Origin of the sequence: Gordonia sp. ALPHA1B1, from assembly GCF_005502615.1 — a bacterium.
Classification (GTDB): domain Bacteria; phylum Actinomycetota; class Actinomycetes; order Mycobacteriales; family Mycobacteriaceae; genus Gordonia; species Gordonia hongkongensis.
Window position 1 is genome coordinate 38,492 of the sequence record NZ_SCOC01000014.1, and the last position, 25,261, is coordinate 63,752.

18 protein-coding genes are annotated in these 25,261 nt (G+C 66.2%); 16 read left to right on the forward strand and 2 right to left on the reverse strand.

Annotated elements, in window-relative coordinates:
- The first annotated feature begins 115 nt into the window (after window positions 1–115).
- From rplJ to FFS52_RS11735, 16 genes are all read left to right on the forward strand, one after another.
- Entirely contained in the window at window positions 116–646 is a 531-nt protein-coding gene (gene rplJ, locus FFS52_RS11660; RefSeq protein ID WP_004019499.1) for a 50S ribosomal protein L10, read from the forward strand.
- An 87-nt stretch (window positions 647–733) separates the two neighbouring features.
- The gene (gene rplL, locus FFS52_RS11665; RefSeq protein ID WP_004019500.1) at window positions 734–1,123 is read left to right on the forward strand and encodes a 50S ribosomal protein L7/L12; all 390 of its coding nucleotides are present in this window, start codon (window positions 734–736) and stop codon (window positions 1,121–1,123) included.
- Between the two features lie 283 nt (window positions 1,124–1,406).
- On the forward strand, window positions 1,407–2,366 hold the full coding sequence (locus FFS52_RS11670; protein WP_137809767.1) for a hypothetical protein: 960 nt from the start codon (window positions 1,407–1,409) through the stop codon (window positions 2,364–2,366).
- A gap of 373 nt (window positions 2,367–2,739) precedes the next feature.
- Window positions 2,740–3,969, forward strand: coding sequence for an ABC transporter ATP-binding protein (locus FFS52_RS11675; protein ID WP_137809768.1), 1,230 nt, complete (start codon window positions 2,740–2,742; stop codon window positions 3,967–3,969).
- Window positions 3,966–4,772, forward strand: coding sequence for an ABC transporter permease (locus tag FFS52_RS11680; RefSeq protein ID WP_005199661.1), 807 nt, complete (start codon window positions 3,966–3,968; stop codon window positions 4,770–4,772). Before FFS52_RS11675 ends, FFS52_RS11680 begins: the two co-directional genes overlap by 4 nt.
- Before the next feature lie 56 nt (window positions 4,773–4,828).
- A complete protein-coding gene (locus FFS52_RS11685) occupies window positions 4,829–5,656 on the forward strand; it encodes an ABC transporter permease (protein ID WP_081598192.1) in 828 nt (275 codons plus the stop codon).
- Between the two features lie 2 nt (window positions 5,657–5,658).
- On the forward strand, window positions 5,659–6,996 hold the full coding sequence (locus FFS52_RS11690; protein ID WP_005199664.1) for an MCE family protein: 1,338 nt from the start codon (window positions 5,659–5,661) through the stop codon (window positions 6,994–6,996).
- Window positions 6,993–8,075 carry an MCE family protein gene (locus FFS52_RS11695; protein ID WP_005199666.1) on the forward strand — a complete coding sequence of 361 codons (1,083 nt, stop codon included), beginning with the start codon at window positions 6,993–6,995 and terminating at the stop codon, window positions 8,073–8,075. The genes FFS52_RS11690 and FFS52_RS11695 overlap by 4 nt, the downstream gene beginning before the upstream one ends.
- Window positions 8,076–8,080: 5 nt before the next feature.
- Window positions 8,081–9,172, forward strand: a complete 1,092-nt coding sequence (locus FFS52_RS11700) for an MCE family protein (protein ID WP_024499808.1) — start codon at window positions 8,081–8,083, stop codon at window positions 9,170–9,172.
- Window positions 9,172–10,521 carry an MCE family protein gene (locus tag FFS52_RS11705; protein WP_005199668.1) on the forward strand — a complete coding sequence of 450 codons (1,350 nt, stop codon included), beginning with the start codon at window positions 9,172–9,174 and terminating at the stop codon, window positions 10,519–10,521. Before FFS52_RS11700 ends, FFS52_RS11705 begins: the two co-directional genes overlap by 1 nt.
- Window positions 10,521–11,825: an MCE family protein gene (locus tag FFS52_RS11710; RefSeq protein ID WP_024499809.1), complete on the forward strand. Its 1,305-nt coding sequence runs from the start codon at window positions 10,521–10,523 to the stop codon at window positions 11,823–11,825. The genes FFS52_RS11705 and FFS52_RS11710 overlap by 1 nt, the downstream gene beginning before the upstream one ends.
- Complete coding sequence (locus FFS52_RS11715; RefSeq protein WP_137809769.1) at window positions 11,822–13,063, forward strand: MlaD family protein; 1,242 nt, start codon at window positions 11,822–11,824, stop codon at window positions 13,061–13,063. The genes FFS52_RS11710 and FFS52_RS11715 overlap by 4 nt, the downstream gene beginning before the upstream one ends.
- A gap of 82 nt (window positions 13,064–13,145) precedes the next feature.
- Window positions 13,146–13,802 (forward strand): hypothetical protein, encoded by a 657-nt coding sequence (locus tag FFS52_RS11720; RefSeq protein WP_005199671.1) that lies wholly within the window; start codon window positions 13,146–13,148, stop codon window positions 13,800–13,802.
- A complete protein-coding gene (locus FFS52_RS11725) occupies window positions 13,802–14,641 on the forward strand; it encodes a hypothetical protein (protein WP_024499810.1) in 840 nt (279 codons plus the stop codon). Before FFS52_RS11720 ends, FFS52_RS11725 begins: the two co-directional genes overlap by 1 nt.
- A 346-nt stretch (window positions 14,642–14,987) precedes the next feature.
- On the forward strand, window positions 14,988–18,476 hold the full coding sequence (locus tag FFS52_RS11730; RefSeq protein ID WP_137809770.1) for a DNA-directed RNA polymerase subunit beta: 3,489 nt from the start codon (window positions 14,988–14,990) through the stop codon (window positions 18,474–18,476).
- Window positions 18,477–18,511: 35 nt separating this feature from the next.
- Window positions 18,512–22,468, forward strand: coding sequence for a DNA-directed RNA polymerase subunit beta' (locus FFS52_RS11735; protein WP_137809771.1), 3,957 nt, complete (start codon window positions 18,512–18,514; stop codon window positions 22,466–22,468).
- A gap of 60 nt (window positions 22,469–22,528) precedes the next feature.
- Here the strand turns inward: FFS52_RS11735 and FFS52_RS11740 are convergent, their stop codons facing one another.
- Complete coding sequence (locus tag FFS52_RS11740) at window positions 22,529–23,509, reverse strand: alpha/beta hydrolase (protein ID WP_137809772.1); 981 nt, start codon at window positions 23,507–23,509, stop codon at window positions 22,529–22,531.
- A gap of 235 nt (window positions 23,510–23,744) precedes the next feature.
- Window positions 23,745–25,259 carry an acyl-CoA synthetase gene (locus tag FFS52_RS11745; RefSeq protein ID WP_137809773.1) on the reverse strand — a complete coding sequence of 505 codons (1,515 nt, stop codon included), beginning with the start codon at window positions 25,257–25,259 and terminating at the stop codon, window positions 23,745–23,747.
- Window positions 25,260–25,261 lie beyond the last annotated feature (2 nt).

A 25,261-nucleotide genomic window follows, 5' to 3' on the forward strand; every position in this document is an offset into this window, starting at 1 on the left:
GCCCCGTGCCTGTGTGCCGGGGCGTTTGTCGTCTCCGCCCTCGATCGCCTCCCGATGCCCGTCGCTCTTTTGTTGGACTCGACCAACTCATAGTGACGAGGAGAGGAGGCGAAGTATGGCCAAGTCCGAAAAGGTCGCCGCAGTTGCGGAGATCGCGGAGCAGTTCAAGAGCTCCACGGCGACGGTTGTCACGGAATACCGTGGCCTGTCCGTCACCCAGATCAGCACGTTGCGACGTTCCCTCGGTGAGGGTGCAACCTACTCCGTCGCCAAGAACACCCTGGTGAAGCGTGCCGCTGCTGAGGCGGGCGTGGAAGGGCTCGACGAGCTGTTCACCGGTCCGACCGCCATCGCCTTCATCGAAGGTGAGCCGGTCGTGGCCGCGAAGGCGATCAAGACGTTCGCCAAGGACAACAAGGCGCTGGTCATCAAGGGCGGGTACATGGACGGCCGCGCGCTGTCCATTGCCGAGATCGAGCAGATCGCCGACCTTGAGACCCGTGAGGTCTTGCTGGCCAAGCTCGCCGGTGCCATGAAGGGCAACTTGGCTAAGGCCGCCGGTCTGTTCAACCAGCCGGCTTCGCAGGTGGCGCGCCTGGCCGCGGCCCTGCAGGAGAAGAAGAACGAAGCCGGCGAGACCGAATAGGTCGTCCGCCGCACCACACCAATCCCCGAACCGTACGGGGATGAACACCAAAGCCCCGTACGGGGACTGACAGGAAGGACGCCAACCATGGCGAAGCTCACCGCTGACGAGCTCATCGATCAGTTCAAGGAACTGACCCTGCTGGAGCTCAGCGATTTCGTGAAGAAGTTCGAAGAGGTCTTCGAGGTCACCGCTGCGGCTCCGGTCGCCGTCGCCGCTGCCGGTGCCCCGGCTGCCGGTGGCGCCGAGGCCGCTGCCGAGCAGGACGAGTTCGACGTCATCCTCGAGGGTGCCGGCGACAAGAAGATCCAGGTCATCAAGGTCGTCCGCGAGGTCGTCTCGGGCCTGGGCCTGAAGGAAGCCAAGGACCTCGTCGAGAGCGCTCCGAAGGCTCTGCTGGAGAAGGTCGACAAGGAGGCCGCCGAGGCTGCCAAGGCCAAGCTCGAAGAGGCCGGCGCCAAGGTTTCGGTCAAGTAAGACCGACTCACGCGCAAGCGTTTCACGAGCCCGGGACAGCATCGCTGTCCCGGGCTCGTTGCTGTCCCGGGGAGGGGCGCTGGGTCGGGAGGGCGCTGGGTCGGGGTTCGCCCGCCCACCGGCCCGCGAATTGAGGTCGCATGCGATCTCGTTTCGTCGTTGCGACCTCGATCGAAGTCGCATCGACGACATGAAGTCGCATGCGACCAAGAGGTTGGCCGGCTCGGTAGGAGACCCGGCTCGGCGGATGAAACCGACGGGGCGGTCCGTGCGTCCAAGTCCCATGCCTGCGCCCTTCGCTCATGAACTGCCCGTCGACCGATACGGTCTCGTTCGTCGGGAAGCGACCCTGCGGGCCGGTGTCGGGGACGACGTCGTCGCCGCTGCAGTCCGACGCGGTCAACTCCTGCGGCTGGCGCCGGGGGTGTGGGTCGAGGGGGGAGCGCGGTTCGAGGGGCCGGCGGGCGCCGATCTGCTCTTCCGGCACCGATCCATAGCCGTGGCGACATCGGCGCGCGACCGCGGCATCTCGACACTGAGTCACGAATCGGCCGCCGCGCTTCTCGGGCTCGACACCCTGCATCCCGATCGCACCACGGTGCACCTGACGAAGGCCGCGAAATCCAGTGGCGGCTATGTGCGCGGACACCGTCATGTCCACAACGGCCCGCTGGGCCGCGATGAGACGGTCACAGTGGACGGATTGTCGGTCACGAGTGTCGAACGCACCGCGGTCGACATCGCGATGGCCGGTGACTTCGCCCAGGGGGTCGTCGTCTTCGACCGGGCGCTGGCGAAGGACGCGGATCACGACACGATGGCGGCCATGGTCGACGCACGCACGGGATGGAAGAACGTCGGCACTGCTCGCAGAGCGCTGGCGTGTTCGAACCGTCGATCGGAAAGCGTCGGTGAGTCGTGGAGCCGCGCGCAGATGATCGTCGCCGGACTCCCGGCACCCCGCCTGCAGAGCTCGTTCTCGACACCGGACGGAGAAATACGAGCGGACTTCGACTGGGACGGCCGGGTGATCGGTGAGTTCGACGGCCTCCAGAAGTACGGTCGGCTACTCCGCCCCGACGAAGAGCCACGTGATGCATTGATCCGCGAGAAGCGCAGGGAGGACGCGCTGCGCGCTCTTGGGATCATGGTGATCCGCTGGACCTGGTCGACTCTCGAACGCCGAGAACTCGTGGCTCTACTACGACCGTGGTTGACGACGACAGGTTCGCCCGCGGCCTGACCGTACGCAGAGCTAACACAGTCCCCATCGAATGCGATTACGCATTCGACGCACTTACGACGACCACCCGCGCCTCGACCCCGACGCGCGGTGCTGAGCCGTCGAAATCGTGTTCCGCAGGTGGAGCCCAGGTCTGCGGTGGCCGTCACATCGAGGGGCCGGCCCGACTTCCCTCACCGCGAACCATCGGATATTGTCATCGTCGCGGCGAGAGTTACCGGGCGGTAGGTTTCCCGCAGCCATCACCGAGAACCACGCGGCGGCGTTGTGGGCGGGGACGGGTCGGTTAGAGTGACCCCAACCACAAATGCCGCCGGTTGGTGCGCGGTCACACCGTGGCCGCCTCGGGGGCAGCGATCGTCTGGAGGAAGTTGTGGGTGTTGAGGTCAGCGTCGAAGGACTCACCAAGTCGTTCGGTTCGCAGAACATCTGGCGTGATGTCACTCTGACCCTGCCGGAGGGGGAGGTCTCGGCGCTGCTGGGGCCGTCGGGTACCGGTAAGTCGGTCTTTTTGAAGACCCTGATCGGTCTGCTGCATCCGGAGCAGGGGTCGGTGATCATCGACGGGACCGACATCACGCAGTGTTCGGCCAAGGAGCTCTACGAGATCCGCAAGCTGTTCGGTGTGTTGTTCCAGGACGGTGCGCTGTTCGGGTCGATGAGCCTGTTCGACAACATCGCGTTCCCGCTTCGTGAGCACACGAAGAAGAAGGAGAACGAGGTCCGCGACATCGTGATGGAGAAGATCGACCTGGTCGGTCTGACCGGTGCCGAGGACAAGCTTCCCGGTGAGATCTCCGGCGGTATGCGCAAGCGTGCCGGGCTGGCGCGCGCGCTGGTCCTCGACCCGCAGATCATCCTGTGCGACGAGCCGGACTCGGGTCTGGATCCGGTGCGTACCGCCTACATCTCGCAGTTGCTGATCGACATCAACGCCCAGATCGACGCCACGATCCTGATCGTGACCCACAACATCAACATCGCGCGGACGATCCCGGACAACATCGGCATGTTGTTCCGGAAGGAGCTGGTGATGTTCGGTCCGCGTGAGCAGTTGCTGACCTCGGAGCAGCCGGTGGTCAAGCAGTTCCTCTCCGGTGACCGGTTCGGTCCGATCGGTATGTCGGAGGAGAAGGACGAGGCCGTCCAGAAGCAGGAAGAGGCCATGCAGGCCGCGGGTATCTCCGGTGGTGGTACCAAGGAGGACTTCACCGAGATCATCCCGCAGGTCCAGCCCAATCCGGGTATGCCCGAACGCAAGGCGGTCGCCCGTCACCGTGAGCGCGTGCATGCGATGCTGCCCGGCCTGCCGCAGAACGCGCAGGAGGCCATCCGTCGCAGCCAGGAGCAGGAAGACCAGATCCGCGAGGAGAGCCGCGCCCACGCCGAGGATGTGGCGAACGGACGCCACAGCGGGGACAACGAGTGGACGAGCGCTTCCTCGGGGAACCTGGCCGTCGCCGACGCCAAGACCGACGTGATCGACTACGGCGGCAGCGATGCGCCGACAGAGCAGTGGCAGACGCCCGGTGGCGGCGACGCACTGACCAAGCCCAGTCATCGTGCTTCAGACGCAAACGAAGGGCGGACGATCCAGGGATGACCAATGCCACCACGCGTGGCGTCGACCGAATCGCGCAGGCCGGAACGGGCGCCCTAGCCCAGACCGGCAATATCGTTCAGCTCTTCGTCGATGTTGCACGCCAGACCTTTGTGCGCCCGTTTCAGTGGCGGGAGTTCATCCAGCAGGCGTGGTTCATCGCCAGTGTGACGATCCTGCCCACCGCCCTGATCGCGATTCCGTTCGGCGCGATCGTCTCCTTGCAGACGGGTTCGCTGATCAAACAACTCGGCGCCGAGTCGTACACCGGTGCGGCCAGCGTGTTGGTGGTCATCCAGCAGGGGTCACCACTCGTGACCTCGCTCCTCATCGCGGGTGCGGCCGGGTCGGCGGTTGCCGCCGACCTCGGTTCGCGCACCATCCGCGAGGAGATCGACGCGATGGAAGTGTTGGGCATCAACCCCATCCAGCGACTCGTGGTCCCGCGTGTGCTGGCCATGGTCCTGGTCGCGATACTGCTCAACGGTCTGGTCGCCGTCATCGGCATCGGTGGTGGTTACTTCTTCAACGTGGTGATGCAGGGCGGCACCCCGGGCGCCTACCTGGCGTCGTTCGGTGCCCTCGCCCAGCTGCCCGACCTCTGGGTGTCGACGCTGAAGGCCGCGGTCTTCGGTGTCCTCGCCGGCGTCGTCGCCGCCTACAAGGGCCTCAATCCCAAGGGCGGCCCGAAGGGTGTGGGTGACGCCGTCAACCAGAGCGTCGTCATCACATTCCTTCTGCTGTTTCTCGCCAATCTGATCATCACTGCGGTCTACCTGCAGATCGTCCCACCGAAGGGGAGCTAGTCGTGACCGATGGTGGCGGCGGCGTGACGATCGCCAAGAGCAGGCCCGAGTACTACATGTACGAGGCCCGCAAACAGCTGGGCAGACCACTCAAGGTGCTCGACGGCGCCGGTGAGCAGATGTCGTTCTACGGCCGCACGCTCGCGTGGATGCCGAAGACGCTGGTGCACTACACCCGTGAGGTCCTGCGCCTACTCGCCGAAGTTGCCTTCGGCTCGGGCGGACTCGCGGTGATCGGCGGCACCATCGGCGTGATGGTGCTGATGTCGGGCTTCACCGGCGTCGTCGTCGGCCTTCAGGGTTATGCGGCACTCGACCAGATCGGGTCGCAGGCACTGACCGGCTTCCTGTCGGCCTATGTCAACACCCGTGAGGTGGCGCCTCTGGTGGCGGGCCTCGCCCTGTCCGCGACCGTCGGCTGTGGCTTCACCGCCCAGCTCGGCGCCATGCGCATCTCGGAGGAGATCGACGCCCTCGAGACGATGGCCGTGCCGTCGATCCCGTTCCTCGTGTCGACGCGCGTGATCGCCGGGTTCATCGCGGTCATCCCGCTGTACGTGCTCGGTCTGCTGTCGGCGTACCTGGCGTCTCGGGTGGTCACGACGGTCTTCAATGGACAGTCAGGCGGTTCCTACGACCACTACTTCAACCTGTTCCTGCCGCCGGCCGACGTGCTCTGGTCGTTCGGCAAGGTGCTGGTCTTCGCCTTCGTGATCATCCTGGTGCACTGCTACTACGGCTACTACGCATCGGGTGGACCCGCAGGTGTGGGCGTGGCCGTCGGTCACGCGGTCCGCTCGGCACTGGTCCTCATCGCGATCCTCGACTTCTTCCTGGGACTCGCGATCTGGGGCACCACGACGACGGTCAGAGTGGGAGGTTAGCGGTGTCGGTCCTGCGTAGAAGGCTGCTCGGCCTGGTCTTCTTTCTCGTGGTCGCACTGTTCCTCACCGCGACCATCACCAAGTTCAACAAGACGTTCCAGGACTTCACCGACGTCACCCTGATGACCGACTCCACCGGCAACGCGCTGCCCGCGAACGCCGACGTGAAGGCGCGCGGCATGGTCGTCGGCGAGGTCCGTGAGGTGAAGCCGGCGCCCGACGGGTCGGTCGAGGTCATCCTCGGCCTCGACCCGAACAAGGCGAAGGAACTGTCGGACAAGACCACCGCGCGGATCCTGCCGAAGACGCTCTTCGGCGAGCGGTACGTGGCGCTGCAGGTCCCCGAGGACAACACCGGACCGACGCTGACCAACGGCGCGACCATCGAGACCGATCGCAGCGGCAACGCACTCGAGGTCCAGGAGTTGTTCGACAAGCTGCTTCCGGTCCTCGACGCCATCCCGCCGCAGGATCTCAACGCCACGCTGACCGCGCTGTCGAAGGCGTTGTCGGGCCGCGGTGAGCAGCTCGGCACGACGCTCGAAGAGCTCGACCAGATCTTCGTCGAGGTCAACAAGAACCTGCCCGACCTCGAGGGCACCCTCGAGGGCCTGGCGACCTTCTCGCAGACCTACTCGCAGGCGCTGCCCGACGTCGTCGACGCACTGGACTCGTTCCGGACGACGTCGAACACCATCGTCGAACGGCAGGCAGATCTGCGGACGCTCATCGCGACCCTCGGTGTGGCATCCGACGACCTCACCGGCTGGCTGCGCCAGAACCGCACCGACCTGATCGACCTCGCTGTCGACTCGGAAGAGTTGCTCGTCGGACTCGCGAAGCAGTCGCCGACCTTCGTCTGCACGTTCCGCAACTTCGTGGGTCTGATCCCCGAGTCACGCAGAATCGTGGGCGAGGGCACCAAGAACCCGGGTGTGCGGGTGAACCTGCAGTTCATCAATCCTCGTGGCCGCTATCTACCGAACCAGGACGAACCCCGCTTCATGGATCTCGACCCACCCGCCGTCTGCTACGAGCCCCCCACCGACGGTCGCCCGTTCCCGCAGTATCCGGGTGGCAGTCTCGCCGACGGCAGCTACCAGCCGCCGTCACGCAACGCCGGTCCGCGCAACGTTCAGAAGCTGCCGCAGCCGCAGTTCAGCGGCGTGCCTGCCGGTACCGCATCGGTCCGGTCCAACCCGTTCGACGATCCGGACTACCGCAAGCAGCTGCAGGTCATCTACGGCGCCACGAGCGGCCGTTCGCCGGAGTCGGTGCCGACCTGGGTGACCATGATCGCCGGCGGTTCCCTCCAGGGAGCGCAGGTCGAGATCAAATGAGGTCGATAATCGCGCCCCTGGTCAAGCTGATCATCTTCGCGGTCGTCACCGTCGTGACGACCAGCCTGCTCGCGATCACCATCGCGAACGCCGGCGGCGGCGGAGACGCGAAGTTCAAGGCCGTCTTCGACGACGCCACCCTGCTGAACTCCGGCGACGACGTCCGCATCGCCGGCGTGCGAGTGGGACAGGTGGAGAAAGTCGAGGTCTACGACCGCAACCGGGCGATGGTCTCGTTCAACCTCGACCGCGACCGGTTGCCCGACGGGACCCAGCTCTACATCCGCTATCGCAACCTCACCGGCCTGCGGTATCTGGCGCTCGAACGCGGCGCCGGCGACCCGGCCCGGACCGTGTCGCAGGGTCACACGTTCGGGTTGGACGAGGACGACGACTCCACCCACCCGCCGGTCAACCTCACCGAGTTGTTCAACGGGTTCCGGCCGCTGTTCCAACAGCTGTCGGCCGACGACGTCAACAAGCTGACCTCCGAGATCATCGCGGTCTTCGACGGTCAGGGCGGCTCGATCACGCGGCTGGTCAGCGACACCGCGGACCTGACGAACGCGATCGCCGACAAGGACAAGGTGATCGGTGAGCTGATCGGCAACCTCACCAAGGTCCTCGACACGGTCAACCGCAACGACGAGCAGTTCACCAGCCTCCTCGACAACACCGAGAAGTTGGTGACCGGGCTTGCCGCGCAACGCGGTTCGGTGGGATCGGCGATCAGTTCCGTGTCGAATCTGACCTCGGTGACCGCGAACATCCTCGGTGCGACGCGCCCGTCGATCCAGGGCGACATCGCCGGACTGAAGTCGCTGTCCGACGAGATCAACAAGCGCAACGAGGACATCGAGGAGACGCTGACCAACCTCCCGGTCAAGCTGCGCAAGGTCGGCCGGGCCGCGACCTTCGGTTCCTGGTTCCAGTTCTATCTGTGCGGTATCGACGTCGTCGCCGGCAACGGCAAGTCGACGCTGCTGACACAGCCGCTGGTGCCGCTGCCCGACATCAATCACGTGCTCTACACCAGTGCGGCCACCCGTTGCTGGGCTGACGAGAAGCCAGGGGGGTGACCACGATGGCAGACGAGAACAACCGCGCCGACGACAACGGCGACGACGACGCCGCGAAGCAGCCGGCGCAGCACCCGCATCGCCGCTTCGGCGGACGACGCAGCCCGGTCAGCATCGGCGCCATCGGTGTCCTGATCCTCCTGATGCTCGGACTCAGTGCCTTCTACCTGACCGAGGTTCCGCTGCTGGGCGCCGGCGCCCGCTACACCGCGCAGTTCACCGAGGCCGCCGGACTCAGGGCGGGTAATGAGGTGCGCGTGGCAGGCGTCAAGGTCGGCGAGGTCGAGAGCGTGAAGCTCAACGGCGACCGCGTCGACGTCAGCTTCAAGGTGGAGAACACCTGGATCGGCGACCAGACACAGGCATCGATCCAGATCAAGACGATCCTGGGGCAGAAGTACCTGGGACTGAACCCGCGTGGCAGTGAACCGGCCGACCCCGACGTTCCGCTCACCGACACGGTCTCGCCCTACGACGTCATCGAGGCGTTCTCGGGTGCGGCGCAGCAGATCGAGGACTTCGACAACGATCAGCTGGCCGAGTCGATGCGCGTGCTGTCGGATGCCTTCTCCGGTACGGCCGGCAACACCGGACCCGCGCTCGACGGTCTCGCGCGGTTGTCCAACACGATCGCCAGCCGCGACCAGGAGGTGCAGAAGCTCCTCGCCGCGACCAAGGACACCTCGAAGCTCCTGGCCGATCGCAACGAGGAGTTCGTGCGCCTGATCGGCGGCGCGGGCCAGCTGCTCGACGAGTTGAACAACCGGCAGCAGTCCATCTCCGCTCTGCTGGCCAGCACGACGAGCCTCGGCGACTCGCTTACCGGCATCGTGCGCGACAACGAGGAGCAGATCGGCCCGGCGCTCGACGCGCTGAAGGGCGTGAACGAGCTGCTGCAGCGTCAGAACCAGAACATCCGCGACACGATCAAGAACATGGCGCCGTTCTACCGCCTGTACGCCAACGTCCTCGGCAACGGCCGTTGGTTCGATCAGGTCGTGGTGAACCTACTGCCGCCGGCGCTGCCGCAGCAGAACACCACACGGCCGCCGAACAAGACGGCGATGGAAAACAACGGCGGAACGGGGGCAGGCTGATGACCGCACCAGACCTGACACAGATCTCCGGCCCCGGCCGCTGGTTCACCCCGCGGCACATCGTCGCGCTCATCCTCGGGCTGATTCTCGCGCTCGTCGTCGCGGGCGCCCTGTGGTGGGTGTTCTCCGCGATCGGGACCACCAAGATCACCGCGACGTTCAAACGTTCGGTCGGCATCTATTCCGGTTCCGACGTCCGCATCCTCGGCGTGGCCGTGGGCAAGGTCGATTCGGTGACGCCGCAGGGTGAGACGGTGAAGGTGACCATGACGGTCGACCGCGGCATCACGCTGCCCGAGAACGTCCGTGCCGTGCAGATGATCCCATCGGTCGTCGCCGACCGTTTCGTGCAACTGACCCCGGCCTACTCGGGAGGCCCGAAGGCCGGTCGCGACATCACCCTGAACGAGGACCAGACCATGGTCCCGGTCGAGGTCGACGAGCTCTATGCCAGCGTCAAGGAACTGTCGGACGCCCTCGGGCCCGACGGCGCGAACAAGACCGACGGCACCGGACGCCAGGGCGCGGTGAGTGAACTCGTCGCGACGGGCGCCGAGAACCTCGCCGGCAACGGCGAGAAGCTCGGAAAGGCCATCGAGAACCTGTCGAAGGCCTCCACGACGCTGAGCGATTCGCGGAACAACCTCTTCGACACCGTCAAGGGCCTCAACACCTTCGTCGGCGCGCTGCGCGAGAACGACGCCCAGGTGCGGCAGTTCAACACCCAGATGGCGTCGTTCAACAGGTTCCTCGCGGGTGAGCGCGAACAACTCGCAGCCGCGCTGAACAAGTTGTCGATCGCGCTCGGGGATGTGGCCGGCTTCCTGGCCGACAACCGTGAGCAGATCGGGGAGACGGTCAAGGACCTGCAGCCGACCACGCAAGCGCTGCTCGATGAGAAGAACAACCTCAAAGAGGTCCTGACGGTCCTGCCGGTGGCCATGAACAACCTGATCAACGCCTACGACGCGGAGTCGGGAACGCTGGCCCTGCGTCTGACGATCCCGGAGCTGCAGGACCTGATCGGCGCGCAGTGCCGCCTGCTCGATCTGGGCGCGCTGATGCCGGGCAACCCGCAGTTCACGCAGTTCAGCAACACTCTGCGCCCGCTGATCAACCAATGTGAGGCCATCGGCAAGCAGATCACCGACGGGGTGCTCGAGCCGGTGTTACCGGTGCTGCCCTTCGGCATCATGAGCAACAACAAGCTGCAGAAGGCACCGGTTCCGGGCACGGTTCCGGGCAACCCCGACCCGCAGATCAACACGCCTGCACCGTCGGCGACGAAGACCCCGTCGACGAAGCCGTCACCGAGCTCGAGTGCCCCGCGACCCCGGGGAGGCAACTGATGAACCGACGCTCCGTGCGGACCACCCTGGCCGGCGCCGCGCTCTCGCTGACCGTGATGGTGTCGGGCTGTATGTCCGGCGGCATCCAGTCGATCCCGCTGCCCGGCGGCGTCGACACCGGGAGCAGCCCGCGCACATACAAGATCCAGTTCGACGACGTGCTCGACCTGGTGCCGCAGTCGATGGTCAAACGCGACGGCATCCCCGTCGGGCGCGTCACCAAGGTCGAGGTGCCGAACGACGCCTGGTTCGCGCAGGTCACCGTCGAGGTCCAGAACGACGTCGACCTGTCCGACGAGGCGCAGGCCAGCGTCCAACAGACCTCGCTTCTCGGTGAGAAGTTCGTGTCGCTGAGCGATCCGGACAACAGCGCGAACGCGCCGCGGCAGAATCCCGCCGAGCCGATCCCGGTGGACCGCACGCGTACCGCGACCGACATCGAGCAGGTTCTCGGAGCCCTGGCGTTGCTGCTGACCGGCGGTGGCATCAACCAGCTGCAGCCGATCGTCTCGGAGCTGAACAAGACGCTCGGCGGCCGTACCGACGAGGTGCGCAGCCTGATCGATCAGACGGAGAAACTCATCGCGGGGCTCAATCGTCAGCGCGACGACATCGTCGCCGCGATCGACGGTCTCGCGGATCTGTCCGCACGGACCGAGAAGCAGACCGCACAGATCGACCGCATCCTCAAGCAGCTCCCCGAGGGCATCGAGGTGCTCGAGGAACAGCGACCGCAGTTCGTCGACCTGCTGACCAAGCTCGATCAGCTCGGTCAGGTCGGTACCGATGTGCTGGGCAAGTCCCGCACGGCGCTGATCAACGATCTCAAGGCGCTGCGGCCGATCCTGAGCGAGCTGACCAAGGCCGCACCGGACCTGATCACCGCGGCGCCGCTGATGCTGACGCTCCCGTTCCCGGACTGGGTCCTCCCGGGCTTCCACGGTGACTCGGCCAATCTGTTCATGACGCTGGACCTGCGCATCCTCAACCAGCTCGAGGCCCTCGGCGTCGGGCAGGGGACACCGAAGTACTCGCCGCCGGCCCGCGTGAAGGTGCCGGTCAATCCGCGCAACCCGTACTACAACGGCAACGGGCCGCGGTACGGCTGGCCGACGATCACGCTGCTCCCGCCGGCCCCGAACTCACGGCCGGGACCCAACACCCCACCGTCGGGTGGCACCTACCCGGCCTCGGCGCCCGTACCGGCGGCGCCCGGCCAGGGGGTTCTCGACGGCCCGCTCGCGGCCATGGGTCTGGCCCCCAAGTCCCAGGCCCCTGAGTCACCGACAGGAGCAGGACGATGATCGGCAAGCTCGTCAAGATCCAGCTGATCGCCTTCGTCATCGTCGGCCTCGTCGCACTGGCCTACGTCGGCGCGAAGTACGCACGGCTGGACAAGCTGGTCGGCGTCGGCATGTACACCGTCACCGCCGAGCTGCCCGCCTCCGGCGGCATCTTCACCAACGCCGAGGTCACCTACCTGGGTGTGCCGGTCGGCCGGGTCGGTGCGCTCGACCTCACCCAGGAGGGTGTCGACGTCAAGCTCGAGCTCGACTCGGGCGGACCGAAGATCCCGGCGTCGGCGGTGGCCGTGGTGGCATCGCGTTCGGCGATCGGTGAGCAGTACGTCGACCTGCAGCCGACCTCGGCGTCGGGGCCCTATCTCGAGAACGGCTCGACCATCCGGGAATCGCGGTTGCCCGAGCCGCTCGAGGACGTGGTCAAGTCCGCGGTCGACTTCACCTCGTCGATCCCGGTCGACGACCTGCACACCGTCATCACCGAACTGGGTAACGCATTCAACGGCCAGGGGGAGAACCTCACCCGGCTCGTCGATTCCCTCGGCAAGCTCTCGCGGGCCGGCGTCGACAACCTGAGCGAGGTGGTCGGGCTGATCCAGGATTCGAACGTCGTCCTGGCGACACAGGCCGACCAGTCCGACGCAATCCTCAGCTGGTCGCGCAACCTCGACCTGATCACCGCGACCCTGGCGTCGTCGGATCCGGATCTGCGCCGGCTGCTGACCACCGGCACCTTGTCGGCGACGCAGATCTCCGAGTTGATCCAGAAGAACGGCAACGACATCTCCAAGGTGGTGAAGGATCTCGCCGAGGTGGCGCGCACGATCGAGCCGGTCACCTACACGACGTCGATGACGTTCGCGATGCTGTCGGCACTGTCTGCGGGCAGTTACTCGCCGGCTCCCGGTGACGGTCAGATCCACTTCGGTATCGTCCTGGAGACCAACAACCCGGCCTCGTGTACCCGCGGTTACGAGGGGACCCAGGAGATCATCGCGGAGATGAAGCGCAAGAACCCGAACTTCGACGTCCACTACGACGAGTTCCCGTTCAACACCGAGGCCCGATGCAAGGTGCCGTTCGGGAACCCGACGGGTGTGCGCGGCGCCGACCGTGCGCAGTACGCCAACCCGGCGTACCCGCAGCCGTGGGACAACACGCCGAAGAAGGACCCGGACAAGCTGAACCTCAACCCGCTCGCCATGCAGCTCAGTGCGCTGCTCGGCGTGCGGCCCAAGTAACGACGCGCGGCCTGCCGAGCCCGACGCCCCGCCCAGCGCGGGCCGATCGGGACTTAGGCTGTGCTCAGGAGCGATCTATACAGTGTCTTCTGCTATGACTGGCACCTCGACAATCACCGGCCCCGAGACCCCGGATTCCTCGGGTTCGACGACGACCCGCGTGGGACTACTCGCGCTGTCCGTGGTCGCGGTGATCGCGGCACTCGTGTGCGTGGCGGTCTTCGGTGTCCAGGCCATGGGTGCGTACGCCACCAAGGACGCGCGCGACGAGGCGACCCAGGCAGCCGAGCAGGCCGTCCTGAACATCACCACGATCGACCCGGCGAACATCGACGACTTCCGTCAGCGCGCGGAGGGTTCGCTTACCGGCAAGGCCAAGCAAGAGGTCCTCGGCGACGCGACGGACGGCGATGAGAAGGCCGGCGACGAGAAGGCCGGCGAGACCGGCAACGTCCTCGACGTGCTCGCCGAGGCGGGGGAGAACACCGCGAAGCTCAGTGCGCGGCTGCTGCGCAGTGCGCCGAGCGAGGTCGACGACGAGGGTGGCAAGGCGAAGGTCCTCGTCTACGTCCTCACGACTCTCCAGCGCGCCGGGGAGCCGAACGTCGACCAGACGCGCGGCTTCCAGGTCAGCATGACCCGTGAGGGAGACACCTGGAAGGCCGAGAACGTCGCCGGTCTCGAGGGCATCGAGTACGCCGACGCCGGCCAGGCGCCCGCGACGGGAGGCGGAAACTGATGGCACCGACCCCGAACCAGCCCCCGCGCAAGCGACGTCCGACGCCGAAGGTCGCCGGACACACTCGTGCCGCGCGTTCGGACGCCGACGAGGTGGCCACCGAATCCGGTGTGTCCCTGTCGAAGTCCGACGACGCGGAAGTCTCCGTGCCCGCTGAGGAGCGAGGAGCGGAGACGCCGGGCCTCGAAGGGGCCGAACCCACCCCGCCCACGACCAGGACCCGCCCGGTGTCGCGGGTTTCGACCCTGCGTCCCAGCGGAACGCAGACAGGCGCGGACGGTCCGTCGTCGACCGGTTCTGGGCCGTCTCGGCCGGCCCCCGAGCGGGGACCGGCGAAGAAGCGCAATCCGCTGCTGTTGACCGCGATGCTGGCCGGGGTGGCCGTGCTGCTCGGCGTCGCCGCGGTGATCCTGGCCTTCCGGCCGGGCCTCGGGGAGAACCGGGCGTTCGTCGATCAGAGCGCCACCACCGAGCTCATCGGCCAGTCGCAGGAGCAGATCTGCGCGGTGTGGGGACACGAGCACACCGACCTCGGCGGCTGGGCGAAACGCGCCCAGAACGCGCTCACCGGAGATGCGCGCAAGGAATTCGACGAGTCGCTGAAGACCCAGCGCGACCTGATCACCCAGACCAAGTCGGGAGCCGAATGCCGGGTCGACGCGGTCGGCGTCACCAACCTGTCCGGCGCAGGCGACGGCGCGCGTGCGACGGTCATCGCGAACCTCATCATCAGCGAGACACAGAACAGCATCGCCACCAACAGTCTCGCCCCGCGTGTCCAGTTCGCGATGGTCAAGGAGGGGGATACGTGGCGGATCCAGGGCGTCGAGCCCTTCTGATCGCCGCGTGAGCGCCATGTGGACGGGTGACTCGCGGGACAAGTTGGCGAAATTGGCGCGTACCGCTTGACGTTTGGGCGTTGTCGGGCCAGGCTGTGACCAGCGGTCGACGTGCAGGCAGCCACCCGTGCGAAATCGCTTCTTGACGGGCTTGACAAAGTACGTCTATTTTCTGCTACAGTTGGACGTTGCGCTGGCTGCCTCCTGTCCATCTACCGATCCTTCTACGGCCACTCTTAGCTGTGTGTGCTGCGGTGATCGCCGATCTCAGGGTGTCACCAGCGAACGGCCCATCAAGCCACCGCACATCTAGGTTGTGAATAACGTCGTGTTGGAAGGACGCATCTTGGCAGTCAACCGCCAGTCCACCTCAACAATCCCCGGCGCGCCGCATCGCGCGTCGTTTGCAAAGATCAGCGAGCCGCTGGAGGTTCCCGGCCTCCTCGACCTCCAACTCGATTCCTTCGAATGGCTCGTCGGGTCCCCGGAGTGGCGCGCCAAGGCGATCGCCCGCGGAGACGAGAACCCGACGGGCGGGCTGGAGGACATCCTCCACGAGCTGTCCCCGATCGAGGACTTCTCCGGGTCGATGTCCCTTTCGTTCTCCGAGCCGCACTTCGACGAGGTCAAGGCCTCTGTCGAGGAGTGCAAGGACAAGGACATGACCTACGCGGCGCCGCTGTTCGTCACCGCTGAGTTCATCAACAACAACACCGGTGAGATCAAGTCGCAGACCGTCTTCATGGGCGACTTCCCGATCATGACCGACAAGGGCAGCTTCATCATCAACGGCACCGAGCGTGTCGTGGTGAGCCAGCTGGTCCGCAGCCCCGGCGTCTACTTCGACGCCGCGATCGACAAGGCCACCGAGAAGACCCTGCACACCGTCAAGGTGATCCCGGGTCGCGGTGCGTGGCTGGAGTTCGACGTCGACAAGCGCGACACCGTGGGTGTGCGTATCGACCGCAAGCGCCGTCAGCCGGTCACCGTGCTGCTCAAGGCCCTCGGTTTCACCACCGAGGAGATCTCCGAGCGCTTCGGCTTCTCCGAGATCATGATGTCGACCCTGGAGAAGGACAACACCGCCAACCAGGACGAGGCGCTCCTCGAGGTCTACCGCAAGCTGCGTCCGGGTGAGCCGCCGACCAAGGAGTCCGCGGAGAACCTCCTGGAGAACCTGTTCTTCAAGGACAAGCGCTACGACCTCGCTCGCGTGGGCCGTTACAAGGTCAACAAGAAGCTGGGCCTGACGGCCAACCCGATGATCGGCGAGTCGACCCTGACCCGCGAGGACATCATCGCGACCGTCGAGTACCTGGTGCGTCTGCACGAGGCCGATCCGCACACGGTCACCTACATGACCGTGCCCGGTGGCGTCGAGGTGCCCGTCGAGGTCGACGACATCGACCACTTCGGCAACCGTCGTCTGCGTACCGTCGGCGAGCTGATCCAGAACCAGATCCGCGTGGGCCTCTCGCGTATGGAGCGTGTCGTGCGTGAGCGCATGACCACCCAGGACGTCGAGGCGATCACCCCGCAGACCCTGATCAACATCCGTCCCGTCGTGGCGGCGATCAAGGAGTTCTTCGGAACCAGCCAGCTGTCGCAGTTCATGGACCAGAACAACCCGCTGTCGGGTCTGACCCACAAGCGTCGTCTGTCGGCGCTGGGCCCGGGCGGTCTGAGCCGTGAGCGTGCCGGCCTCGAGGTGCGCGACGTCCACCCGTCGCACTACGGCCGTATGTGCCCGATCGAGACCCCTGAGGGTCCGAACATCGGTCTGATCGGTTCGCTCTCGGTGTACGCGCGGGTCAACCCGTTCGGCTTCATCGAGACCCCGTACCGCAAGGTCGTCGACGGTGTCGTCACCGACGAGATCGAGTACATGACCGCCGACGAGGAGGATCGCTTCCTCATCGGTCAGGCCAACACCAACTTCGACGGCAGCGGCCGCATCACCGACGAGCGTGTGCTGGTGCGCAAGAAGGGCTCCGAGGTGGAGTTCGTGGGCGCCGACGCCGTCGAGTACCTCGACGTCTCGCCGCGCCAGATGGTGTCGGTCGCCACCGCGATGATCCCGTTCCTCGAGCACGACGACGCGAACCGCGCCCTGATGGGTGCGAACATGCAGCGTCAGGCCGTGCCGCTGGTGCGCAACGAGTCGCCGCTGGTCGGTACCGGTATGGAGCTGCGTGCCGCCGTCGACGCCGGTGACGTCATCGTGTCCTCCAAGACCGGTGTGGTGGAAGAGGTCTCGGCCGACTACATCACCGTCATGTCCGACGAGGGCACCCGTGACACCTACCGGATGCGCAAGTTCGCGCGTTCGAACCACGGCACCTGCGCCAACCAGCGTCCGATCGTGGACGAGGGCCAGCGCGTGGAGGCCGGCCAGGTCCTCGCCGACGGCCCCTGCACCGAGAACGGTGAGATGGCGCTCGGCAAGAACCTGCTCGTGGCGATCATGCCGTGGGAGGGTCACAACTACGAGGACGCGATCATCCTGTCGCAGCGCCTCGTCGAAGAGGACGTGCTCACCTCGATCCACATCGAGGAGCACGAGATCGACGCCCGCGACACCAAGCTCGGTGCCGAGGAGATCACCCGGGACATCCCGAACGTCTCCGACGAGGTCCTCGCCGACCTCGACGAGCGCGGCATCGTGCGCATCGGTGCCGAGGTCCGCGACGGCGACATCCTGGTCGGCAAGGTCACCCCGAAGGGTGAGACCGAGCTGACCCCGGAAGAGCGTCTGCTGCGTGCCATCTTCGGTGAGAAGGCCCGGGAGGTCCGCGACACCTCGCTGAAGGTGCCCCACGGCGAGACCGGCAAGGTCATCGGCGTGCGCGTGTTCAGCCGCGACGACGACGACGATCTCGCGCCCGGCGTCAACGAGCTGGTCCGCGTGTACGTGGCCCAGAAGCGCAAGATCCAGGACGGCGACAAGCTCGCCGGTCGCCACGGCAACAAGGGCGTCATCGGCAAGATCCTCCCGCAGGAGGACATGCCGTTCCTGCCCGACGGCACCCCGGTCGACATCATCCTGAACACCCACGGTGTCCCGCGTCGTATGAACATCGGCCAGATCCTGGAGACCCACCTCGGGTGGATCGCCAAGGCCGGCTGGAACATCAACGTGGCCGAGGGCGTCCCGGAGTGGGCCTCGAACCTGCCCGAGGACATGTACTCGGCGGAGCCCGACACCAACACCGCCACCCCGGTGTTCGACGGTGCGCGTGAGGAGGAGCTGACCGGACTGCTGTCCTCGACGCTGCCCAACCGCGACGGTGAGGTCATGGTCAACGGCGACGGCAAGGCGATGCTGTTCGACGGTCGTTCCGGCGAGCCGTTCCCGTACCCCGTGGCGGTCGGCTACATGTACATCATCAAGCTGCACCACCTGGTCGACGACAAGATCCACGCCCGTTCGACCGGCCCGTACTCGATGATCACCCAGCAGCCGCTCGGTGGTAAGGCGCAGTTCGGTGGTCAGCGCTTCGGTGAGATGGAGTGCTGGGCGATGCAGGCGTACGGCGCCGCCTACACCCTGCAGGAGCTGCTCACCATCAAGTCTGACGACGTGGTGGGCCGCGTGAAGGTCTACGAGGCGATCGTCAAGGGCGAGAACATCCCGGAGCCGGGAATCCCCGAGTCGTTCAAGGTGCTTCTGAAGGAACTTCAGTCGCTCTGCCTGAACGTCGAGGTGCTCAGCTCCGACGGTGCCGCCATCGAGATGCACGACACCGACGACGAGGACCTGGAGCGCGCTGCTGCCAACCTCGGAATCAACCTGTCGCGCAACGAGTCGGCAACCGTCGACGACCTCGCCAACTGATCCTCACTGACAACAGAGCTCTGGAAAGGTAACAAGTGCTCGACGTCAACTTTTTCGACGAACTGAAGATCGGCCTGGCCACGGCCGACGACATCCACAACTGGTCATACGGTGAGGTCAAGAAGCCGGAGACGATCAACTACCGCACGCTCAAGCCCGAGAAGGACGGCCTGTTCTGCGAGAAGATCTTCGGACCGACCCGCGACTGGGAGTGCTACTGCGGTAAGTACAAGCGCGTCCGCTTCAAGGGCATCATCTGCGAGCGCTGCGGCGTCGAGGTGACCAAGGCCAAGGTGCGCCGTGAGCGCATGGGCCACATCGAGCTGGCCGCACCGGTCACGCACATCTGGTACTTCAAGGGTGTGCCGAGCCGGCTGGGCTACCTGCTCGACCTGGCGCCGAAGGATCTCGAGAAGATCATCTACTTCGCCGCCTACGTGATCACCGCCGTCGACGACGAGCTGCGTCACAACGAGCTCTCGACCCTCGAGGCCGAGATGGAGGTCGAGAAGAAGGCCGTCGCCGATCAGCGCGACGCCGACCTGAACGAGCGTCAGCAGAAGCTCGAGCAGGATCTCGCCGAGCTCGAGGCCGAGGGTGCCAAGGCCGACGTGCGCCGCAAGGTGCGCGACGGTGCCGAGCGCGAGATGCGTCGTATGCGCGACTCCGCCCAGCGTGAGCTCGACGGCCTCGAGGAGATCTGGGACAAGTTCGTCAAGCTCTCCCCGGGCGACCTCATCATCGACGAGAAGCTGTACCGCCAGCTCGAAGAGCGCTACGGCGAGTACTTCCAGGGGTCGATGGGTGCCGAGGCGATCAAGAAGCTCCTCGAGACCTTCGACATCGACGCCGAGGCCGAGTCGCTGCGCGAGACCATCCGCAGCGGCAAGGGCCAGAAGAAGCTGCGTGCTCTCAAGCGCCTGAAGGTCGTCGCCGCGTTCCAGCAGTCGGGCAACTCGCCGCTGGGCATGGTCCTCGACGCCGTGCCGGTGATCCCGCCGGAGCTGCGCCCGATGGTTCAGCTCGACGGTGGCCGCTTCGCGACCTCCGACCTGAACGACCTGTACCGCCGCGTCATCAACCGCAACAACCGCCTCAAGCGTCTGATCGACCTCGGTGCCCCCGAGATCATCGTGAACAACGAGAAGCGGATGCTGCAGGAGTCGGTCGACGCCCTGTTCGACAACGGTCGTCGCGGCCGTCCGGTCACCGGACCGGGCAACCGCCCGCTGAAGTCCCTGAGCGATCTGCTCAAGGGCAAGCAGGGTCGTTTCCGTCAGAACCTGCTGGGTAAGCGCGTCGACTACTCGGGCCGTTCGGTCATCGTCGTCGGCCCGCAGCTGAAGCTGCACCAGTGCGGCCTGCCGAAGCTGATGGCTCTCGAGCTGTTCAAGCCGTTCGTGATGAAGCGTCTGGTCGACCTCAACCAGGCCCAGAACATCAAGTCGGCCAAGCGCATGGTCGAGCGTCAGCGCCCCGCGGTGTGGGATGTCCTCGAAGAGGTCATCTCCGAGCACCCGGTTCTGCTGAACCGTGCACCCACGCTGCACCGCCTCGGCATCCAGGCCTTCGAGCCGCAGCTGGTGGAGGGCAAGGCCATCCAGCTTCACCCGCTGGTGTGTGAGGCCTTCAACGCCGACTTCGACGGTGACCAGATGGCCGTGCACCTCCCGCTGTCGGCGGAGGCGCAGGCCGAGGCGCGCATCCTGATGCTGTCGTCGAACAACATCCTGTCGCCGGCGTCGGGCCGTCCGCTCGCCATGCCGCGTCTGGACATGGTGACCGGTCTGTACTACCTGACCACCCTCAAGGAGGGTGCGGCGGGCGAGTACACCCCGGCGAACGGCGACGACGTCGAGCGTGGTGTCTACTCGACCCCGGCCGAGGCCATCATGGCCGTCGACCGCGGTGTGCTGACCGTGCAGTCGCGCATCAAGGTGCGTCTGACCGACCAGCGTCCGCCGGCCGACATCGAGGCCGAGCAGTTCCCCGACGGCTGGAAGTACGGCTCGCCGTGGGACATCGAGACCACGCTGGGCCGGGTGCTGTTCAACGAGCTGCTGCCGATCGAGTACCCGTTCGTCAACGAGCAGATGCCGAAGAAGCGTCAGGCCGTGATCATCAACGATCTCGCCGAGCGCTACCCGATGATCGTGGTCGCCCAGACCGTCGACAAGCTGAAGGACGTCGGCTTCTACTGGGCCACCCGTTCGGGCGTCACGGTCTCGATGGCCGACGTGCTGGTGCCGCCGCAGAAGGCGGAGATCCTCGACAAGTACGAGGAGCGGGCCGACGGTCTGGAGCGCAAGTTCCAGCGCGGTGCCCTCACCCCGGACGAGCGTCGTGACTCCCTCGTGGAGATCTGGAAGCAGGCGACCGAAGAGGTCGGCGCGGCCATGGAGGCGCACTACCCGGACGACAACCCGATCCCGATGATCGTGAAGTCGGGTGCGGCGGGCAACATGACCCAGATCCGCTCGCTGGCGGGCATGAAGGGTCTGGTGACCAACCCGAAGGGTGAGTTCATCCCGCGTCCGATCAAGTCCTCGTTCCGCGAGGGCCTGACCGTGGCCGAGTACTTCATCAACACGCACGGTGCCCGCAAGGGTCTGGCCGACACCGCGCTTCGTACCGCCGACTCGGGTTACCTGACCCGTCGTCTGGTGGACGTGTCGCAGGACGTCATCGTGCGCGAGACCGACTGTGGCACCGAGCGTGGCATCACCACGACCATCGCCGAGAAGCAGGCCGACGGCACGCTCATCCGTGACGCGCACGTCGAGACCTCGACCTACGCCCGCACGCTGGCGCAGGACGCGGTCGACGCCGACGGCAACGTCATCGTCGAGCGCGGTCACGACCTGGGCGACCCGGCCATCGAGGCCCTGCTCGCCGCCGGCATCACGCAGGTGAAGGTCCGCTCGGTCCTGACCTGTGGGACCGGCACCGGTGTGTGTGCGATGTGCTACGGCCGTTCGATGGCCACCGGCAAGCTCGTCGACATCGGCGAGGCCGTCGGTATCATCGCGGCCCAGTCGATCGGTGAGCCCGGTACCCAGCTGACGATGCGTACGTTCCACCAGGGTGGCGTCGGTGACGACATCACCGGTGGTCTGCCGCGTGTCCAGGAGCTCTTCGAGGCCCGCGTCCCCAAGGGCGTCGCGCCGATCGCGGAGGTCTCCGGCCGGGTGCGTCTCGAAGACGACGACCGCTTCTACAAGATCACCCTCATCCCGGACGATGGTTCGGAAGAGGTTGTCATCGACAAGATCTCGAAGCGTCAGCGTCTGCGCGTGTTCAAGCACGACGACGGTTCCGAGCGGCTCCTCGCCGACGGTGACCACGTCGAGGTCGGCCAGCAGCTCATGGAGGGCTCGGCCAACCCGCACGAGGTGCTCCGTGTCATGGGTCCCCGTCAGGTGCAGATCCACCTGGTCAACGAGGTCCAGGAGGTCTACCGCAGCCAGGGTGTGTCGATCCACGACAAGCACATCGAGACCATCGTGCGTCAGATGCTGCGTCGCGTGACGATCATCGACCACGGTTCGACCGAGTTCCTGCCCGGTTCGCTCGTCGAGCGCGCCGAGTTCGAGGCGGCCAACCGTCAGGTCGTGACCGAGGGTGGCGAGCCCGCTGCCGGACGTCCGGTGCTGATGGGTATCACCAAGGCCTCGCTGGCGACCGAGTCGTGGCTGTCGGCGGCGTCGTTCCAGGAGACCACGCGTGTCCTGACCGACGCGGCGATCAACAGCCGCAGCGACAAGCTGATCGGTCTGAAGGAGAACGTGATCATCGGTAAGTTGATCCCGGCCGGTACCGGTATCAACCGCTACCGCAACATCCAGGTTCAGCCGACCGAGGAAGCTCGTGCCGCGGCGTACGCGGTGCCGTCCTACGACGACACCTACTACAGCCCGGACGGCACCTTCGGTGCTCCGGCCGGCGCTGCGGTGCCGCTGGACGACTACGGGTTCTCCAACGACTACCGGTAGGCGCTAGGACAAGACGACGCGGCCCCCGCACTCATCGCGAGTGCGGGGGCCGCGTCGTTTCTAGGGAACGGGAAGAGTTGTGACGGTGCGGGTTTTGAGCAGCAGGTCGTAGTAACGGCCGCCGGGGTAGTAGGTCGGGGTCGCGGTGTCGGCCACCATGTCCGACGACCAGCCAGTGGCGAGTGCGCGGATGACCCGTCCGTTGCGGGGACGCGGCACCGCAAGCTCGGACAGTTCGCCGATCAGGTCGGTCGACTCGCCTTCGGCGTCGATGTGGATTCCGGTCACCAGGCGCGAGCCGAGAAACTCCTGCCGCGTTGTCTCCTGCAGGACGGACACGCCTTGCCCGAAGTTGTTGGATACCGACGGTTGCGAGGCGATCACGCGAATCTGCAGCCCGGCGGCACTGAGAGATGCTGCGGCGGTGGCGAAGTTGACGCCGAAGAACGAGTTGACGGGGTCGAACAGCATGAGGCCGGCCAGGCGTCGGTAGGCGACGGGGTCGGCGCGGCGGAGTGCGTCGGCCGCCACGACGACGAACTCGCCGCCGGCCGAGTGTCCGGAGAAGATCATCCGATACGGCATCGTCACGTCGGGGCGGTGGGCGGAATCGCGTGCTTTGCGAAGGCTTGTCGCGAGCGGACTGCCTCTGTCGCGGCCGGCACCGAAGACCCCGCCGATGGTCCGCGCGAACGCGGCGTTGTCGGCGATGTTGTAGGCGACGGCGCACCCGCCGAGGTTGACCGAGTCCAGCGTCGGGCTCACGACGAGGAACCCGGCTTTCGCATACGCGCGGGCCATGGCGTCGAGGTTGGCCGCCGTGCGGGAGAAGCCGTGCTGCAACCACACGATCGCCGAGGGTTCACCGGGCGGGAAGTACCACCGGGCCGCGACCCGGACGGGCTTGCCCGCACATTCGGTGGCGATGTCGGACCACGACACGGCCGCCGGCGCTGCTGTCACTGCCGACGGTGTCACACCGACGAACACCACGATCGCGGCAACAACCGCGATGCACCAGCGGAACAATCTTCCCGACATCCGGCAAGTCTAGGACCGGCCAGATGCCACGGTGCGCGGTTTCAGGGAGCGCGACCCCCTCCGGCCTCTGCTCCCTGAGGAGCGTCACACCCTGCCCCCTGAGGTGCGAGGAGCGTTGGCGACGAGCCACGAAGGGCCTGGTGAGGCACCTTGCGAGCCCCTTCGTGGCTCGCTTCGCTCGCACCTCAGGGAGCATGAATGTCGGACGCCCGCGTCCGCTCCCTGCCTCGAAGGGTCACAGCTTCCGCTTGACCAGCTTCCCGGTCGGCGTGCGCGGCAACGTGTCCCGGAAGATGACCTCGCGCGGCAGCTTGAACTTCGCGATCCGCGGTCGGAGGTGATCCAACAATGCATCGGCGAGCTCGTCGCCGGCGTCCTGCCCCGAGACCGGTTGCACGACCGCCGTCACCCGCTCGCCGAGATCGGGGTCGGGTACGCCGATGACCGCGGCGTCGAGCACCGACGGGTGGGCGAGGAGTGCATCCTCGATCTCCCGCGGGTAGATGTTCACCCCGCCGGAGATGATCAGGAACGAGTCGCGGTCGGTGAGGAACAGGTGGCCATCGTCGTCGACGTAACCGACATCGCCGGTGGTCGTCCATGTCGGATGCTCGGGATGCTGTGCGCCACTGGTCTTCTCGGGGTCATTGTGGTACTCGAACGGCAGCCGGTCGCGCTCGAAGTAGATCGTGCCGATCGTTCCCGGCGGCACCTCGGTGCTCTCGGGATCGCAGACCCGGATCGTGCCGAGGACGGCGCGCCCCACCGTGCCCGGGTACTCCAGCCACTCCGGGGTGTCGACGATGGTGAGACCGTTGAGCTCGGTGGACGAGTAGTACTCGGACAGGATCGGACCCCACCAGTCGATCATGGCCCGTTTGACGTCGACGGGACACGGCGCGGCGGCGTGCACAGCGACCTTCAGGCTCGACGTGTCGTACCGGGCCCGCACCTTCTCGGGCAGGCGGAGCATGCGCACGAACATGGTCGGCACCCACTGGCTGTAGGTGACGCGGTGTTCCTCGATGAGGGCCAGCGCCCGTTCCGCGTCGAACCGCTCCATCACCACCACCGTGCCGCCGAGTGCCTGTATCGAGGCGCAGGTGCGGAGCGGCGCAGCGTGATACAGCGGTGCCGGCGACAGGTATACGGTGTCGGGACCGACGCCCCACACGGACTGGTTCATCGCGATCATGGTGTCGCCGGGCTCGTCGACCTGCCGGTTCGGCAGTTCGGGTTTGATGCCCTTCGGTCGTCCGGTGGTGCCGGACGAGTAGAGCATGTCCGCGCCTCGCGGCTGGTCGGCGAGCGGTTCGGTCGACTGCGTCGCCGCGGCGGCGTCGAGGTCCTCGTGACCCTCGATCCGGCCGGAGTAGGCGAAGCGAGTCTCGACGCCGGGGGTGAGCGGGATCAGCTCGGCGCCGAGGTCGGCGAGAGCGGCGTCGACGATGAGGGCCTTCGCGCCGCAGTCGGTCACGATGTAGGCGCTCTCGGCGGCGGTGAGGTGCCAGTTCACCATCGTCAGGTAGAGGCCCGACCGCATTGCCGCCCAATAGATGTCGAAGATCCGCGCGGAGTTGGTGGCGAGCACCGCGAGGTGGTCGCCGGGACGCAGACCACGGTCGGCCAGGGCCCTGGCGACCTGGACCGACCGGGTCTCCAACTGGGTGAAGGTGACCGTTTCACCAGAGTCGGCCATGATGACCGCGGGATCGTTGGGTCGGGTGGAGAGGTGGGCTCCGGGGTACATCA

Coding starts and splice junctions, on each gene's coding strand:
- FFS52_RS11685 (WP_081598192.1), top strand. CDS start 4,829: ATGTACGAGGCCCGCAAACAGCTGGGCAGACCACTCAAGGTGCTCGAC.
- FFS52_RS11740 (WP_137809772.1), bottom strand. CDS start 23,509: ATGTCGGGAAGATTGTTCCGCTGGTGCATCGCGGTTGTTGCCGCGATC.
- FFS52_RS11695 (WP_005199666.1), top strand. CDS start 6,993: ATGAGGTCGATAATCGCGCCCCTGGTCAAGCTGATCATCTTCGCGGTC.
- rplJ (WP_004019499.1), top strand. CDS start 116: ATGGCCAAGTCCGAAAAGGTCGCCGCAGTTGCGGAGATCGCGGAGCAG.
- FFS52_RS11670 (WP_137809767.1), top strand. CDS start 1,407: ATGCCTGCGCCCTTCGCTCATGAACTGCCCGTCGACCGATACGGTCTC.
- FFS52_RS11710 (WP_024499809.1), top strand. CDS start 10,521: ATGAACCGACGCTCCGTGCGGACCACCCTGGCCGGCGCCGCGCTCTCG.
- FFS52_RS11725 (WP_024499810.1), top strand. CDS start 13,802: ATGGCACCGACCCCGAACCAGCCCCCGCGCAAGCGACGTCCGACGCCG.
- FFS52_RS11705 (WP_005199668.1), top strand. CDS start 9,172: ATGACCGCACCAGACCTGACACAGATCTCCGGCCCCGGCCGCTGGTTC.
- rplL (WP_004019500.1), top strand. CDS start 734: ATGGCGAAGCTCACCGCTGACGAGCTCATCGATCAGTTCAAGGAACTG.
- FFS52_RS11700 (WP_024499808.1), top strand. CDS start 8,081: ATGGCAGACGAGAACAACCGCGCCGACGACAACGGCGACGACGACGCC.
- FFS52_RS11715 (WP_137809769.1), top strand. CDS start 11,822: ATGATCGGCAAGCTCGTCAAGATCCAGCTGATCGCCTTCGTCATCGTC.
- FFS52_RS11745 (WP_137809773.1), bottom strand. CDS start 25,259: ATGTACCCCGGAGCCCACCTCTCCACCCGACCCAACGATCCCGCGGTC.
- FFS52_RS11680 (WP_005199661.1), top strand. CDS start 3,966: ATGACCAATGCCACCACGCGTGGCGTCGACCGAATCGCGCAGGCCGGA.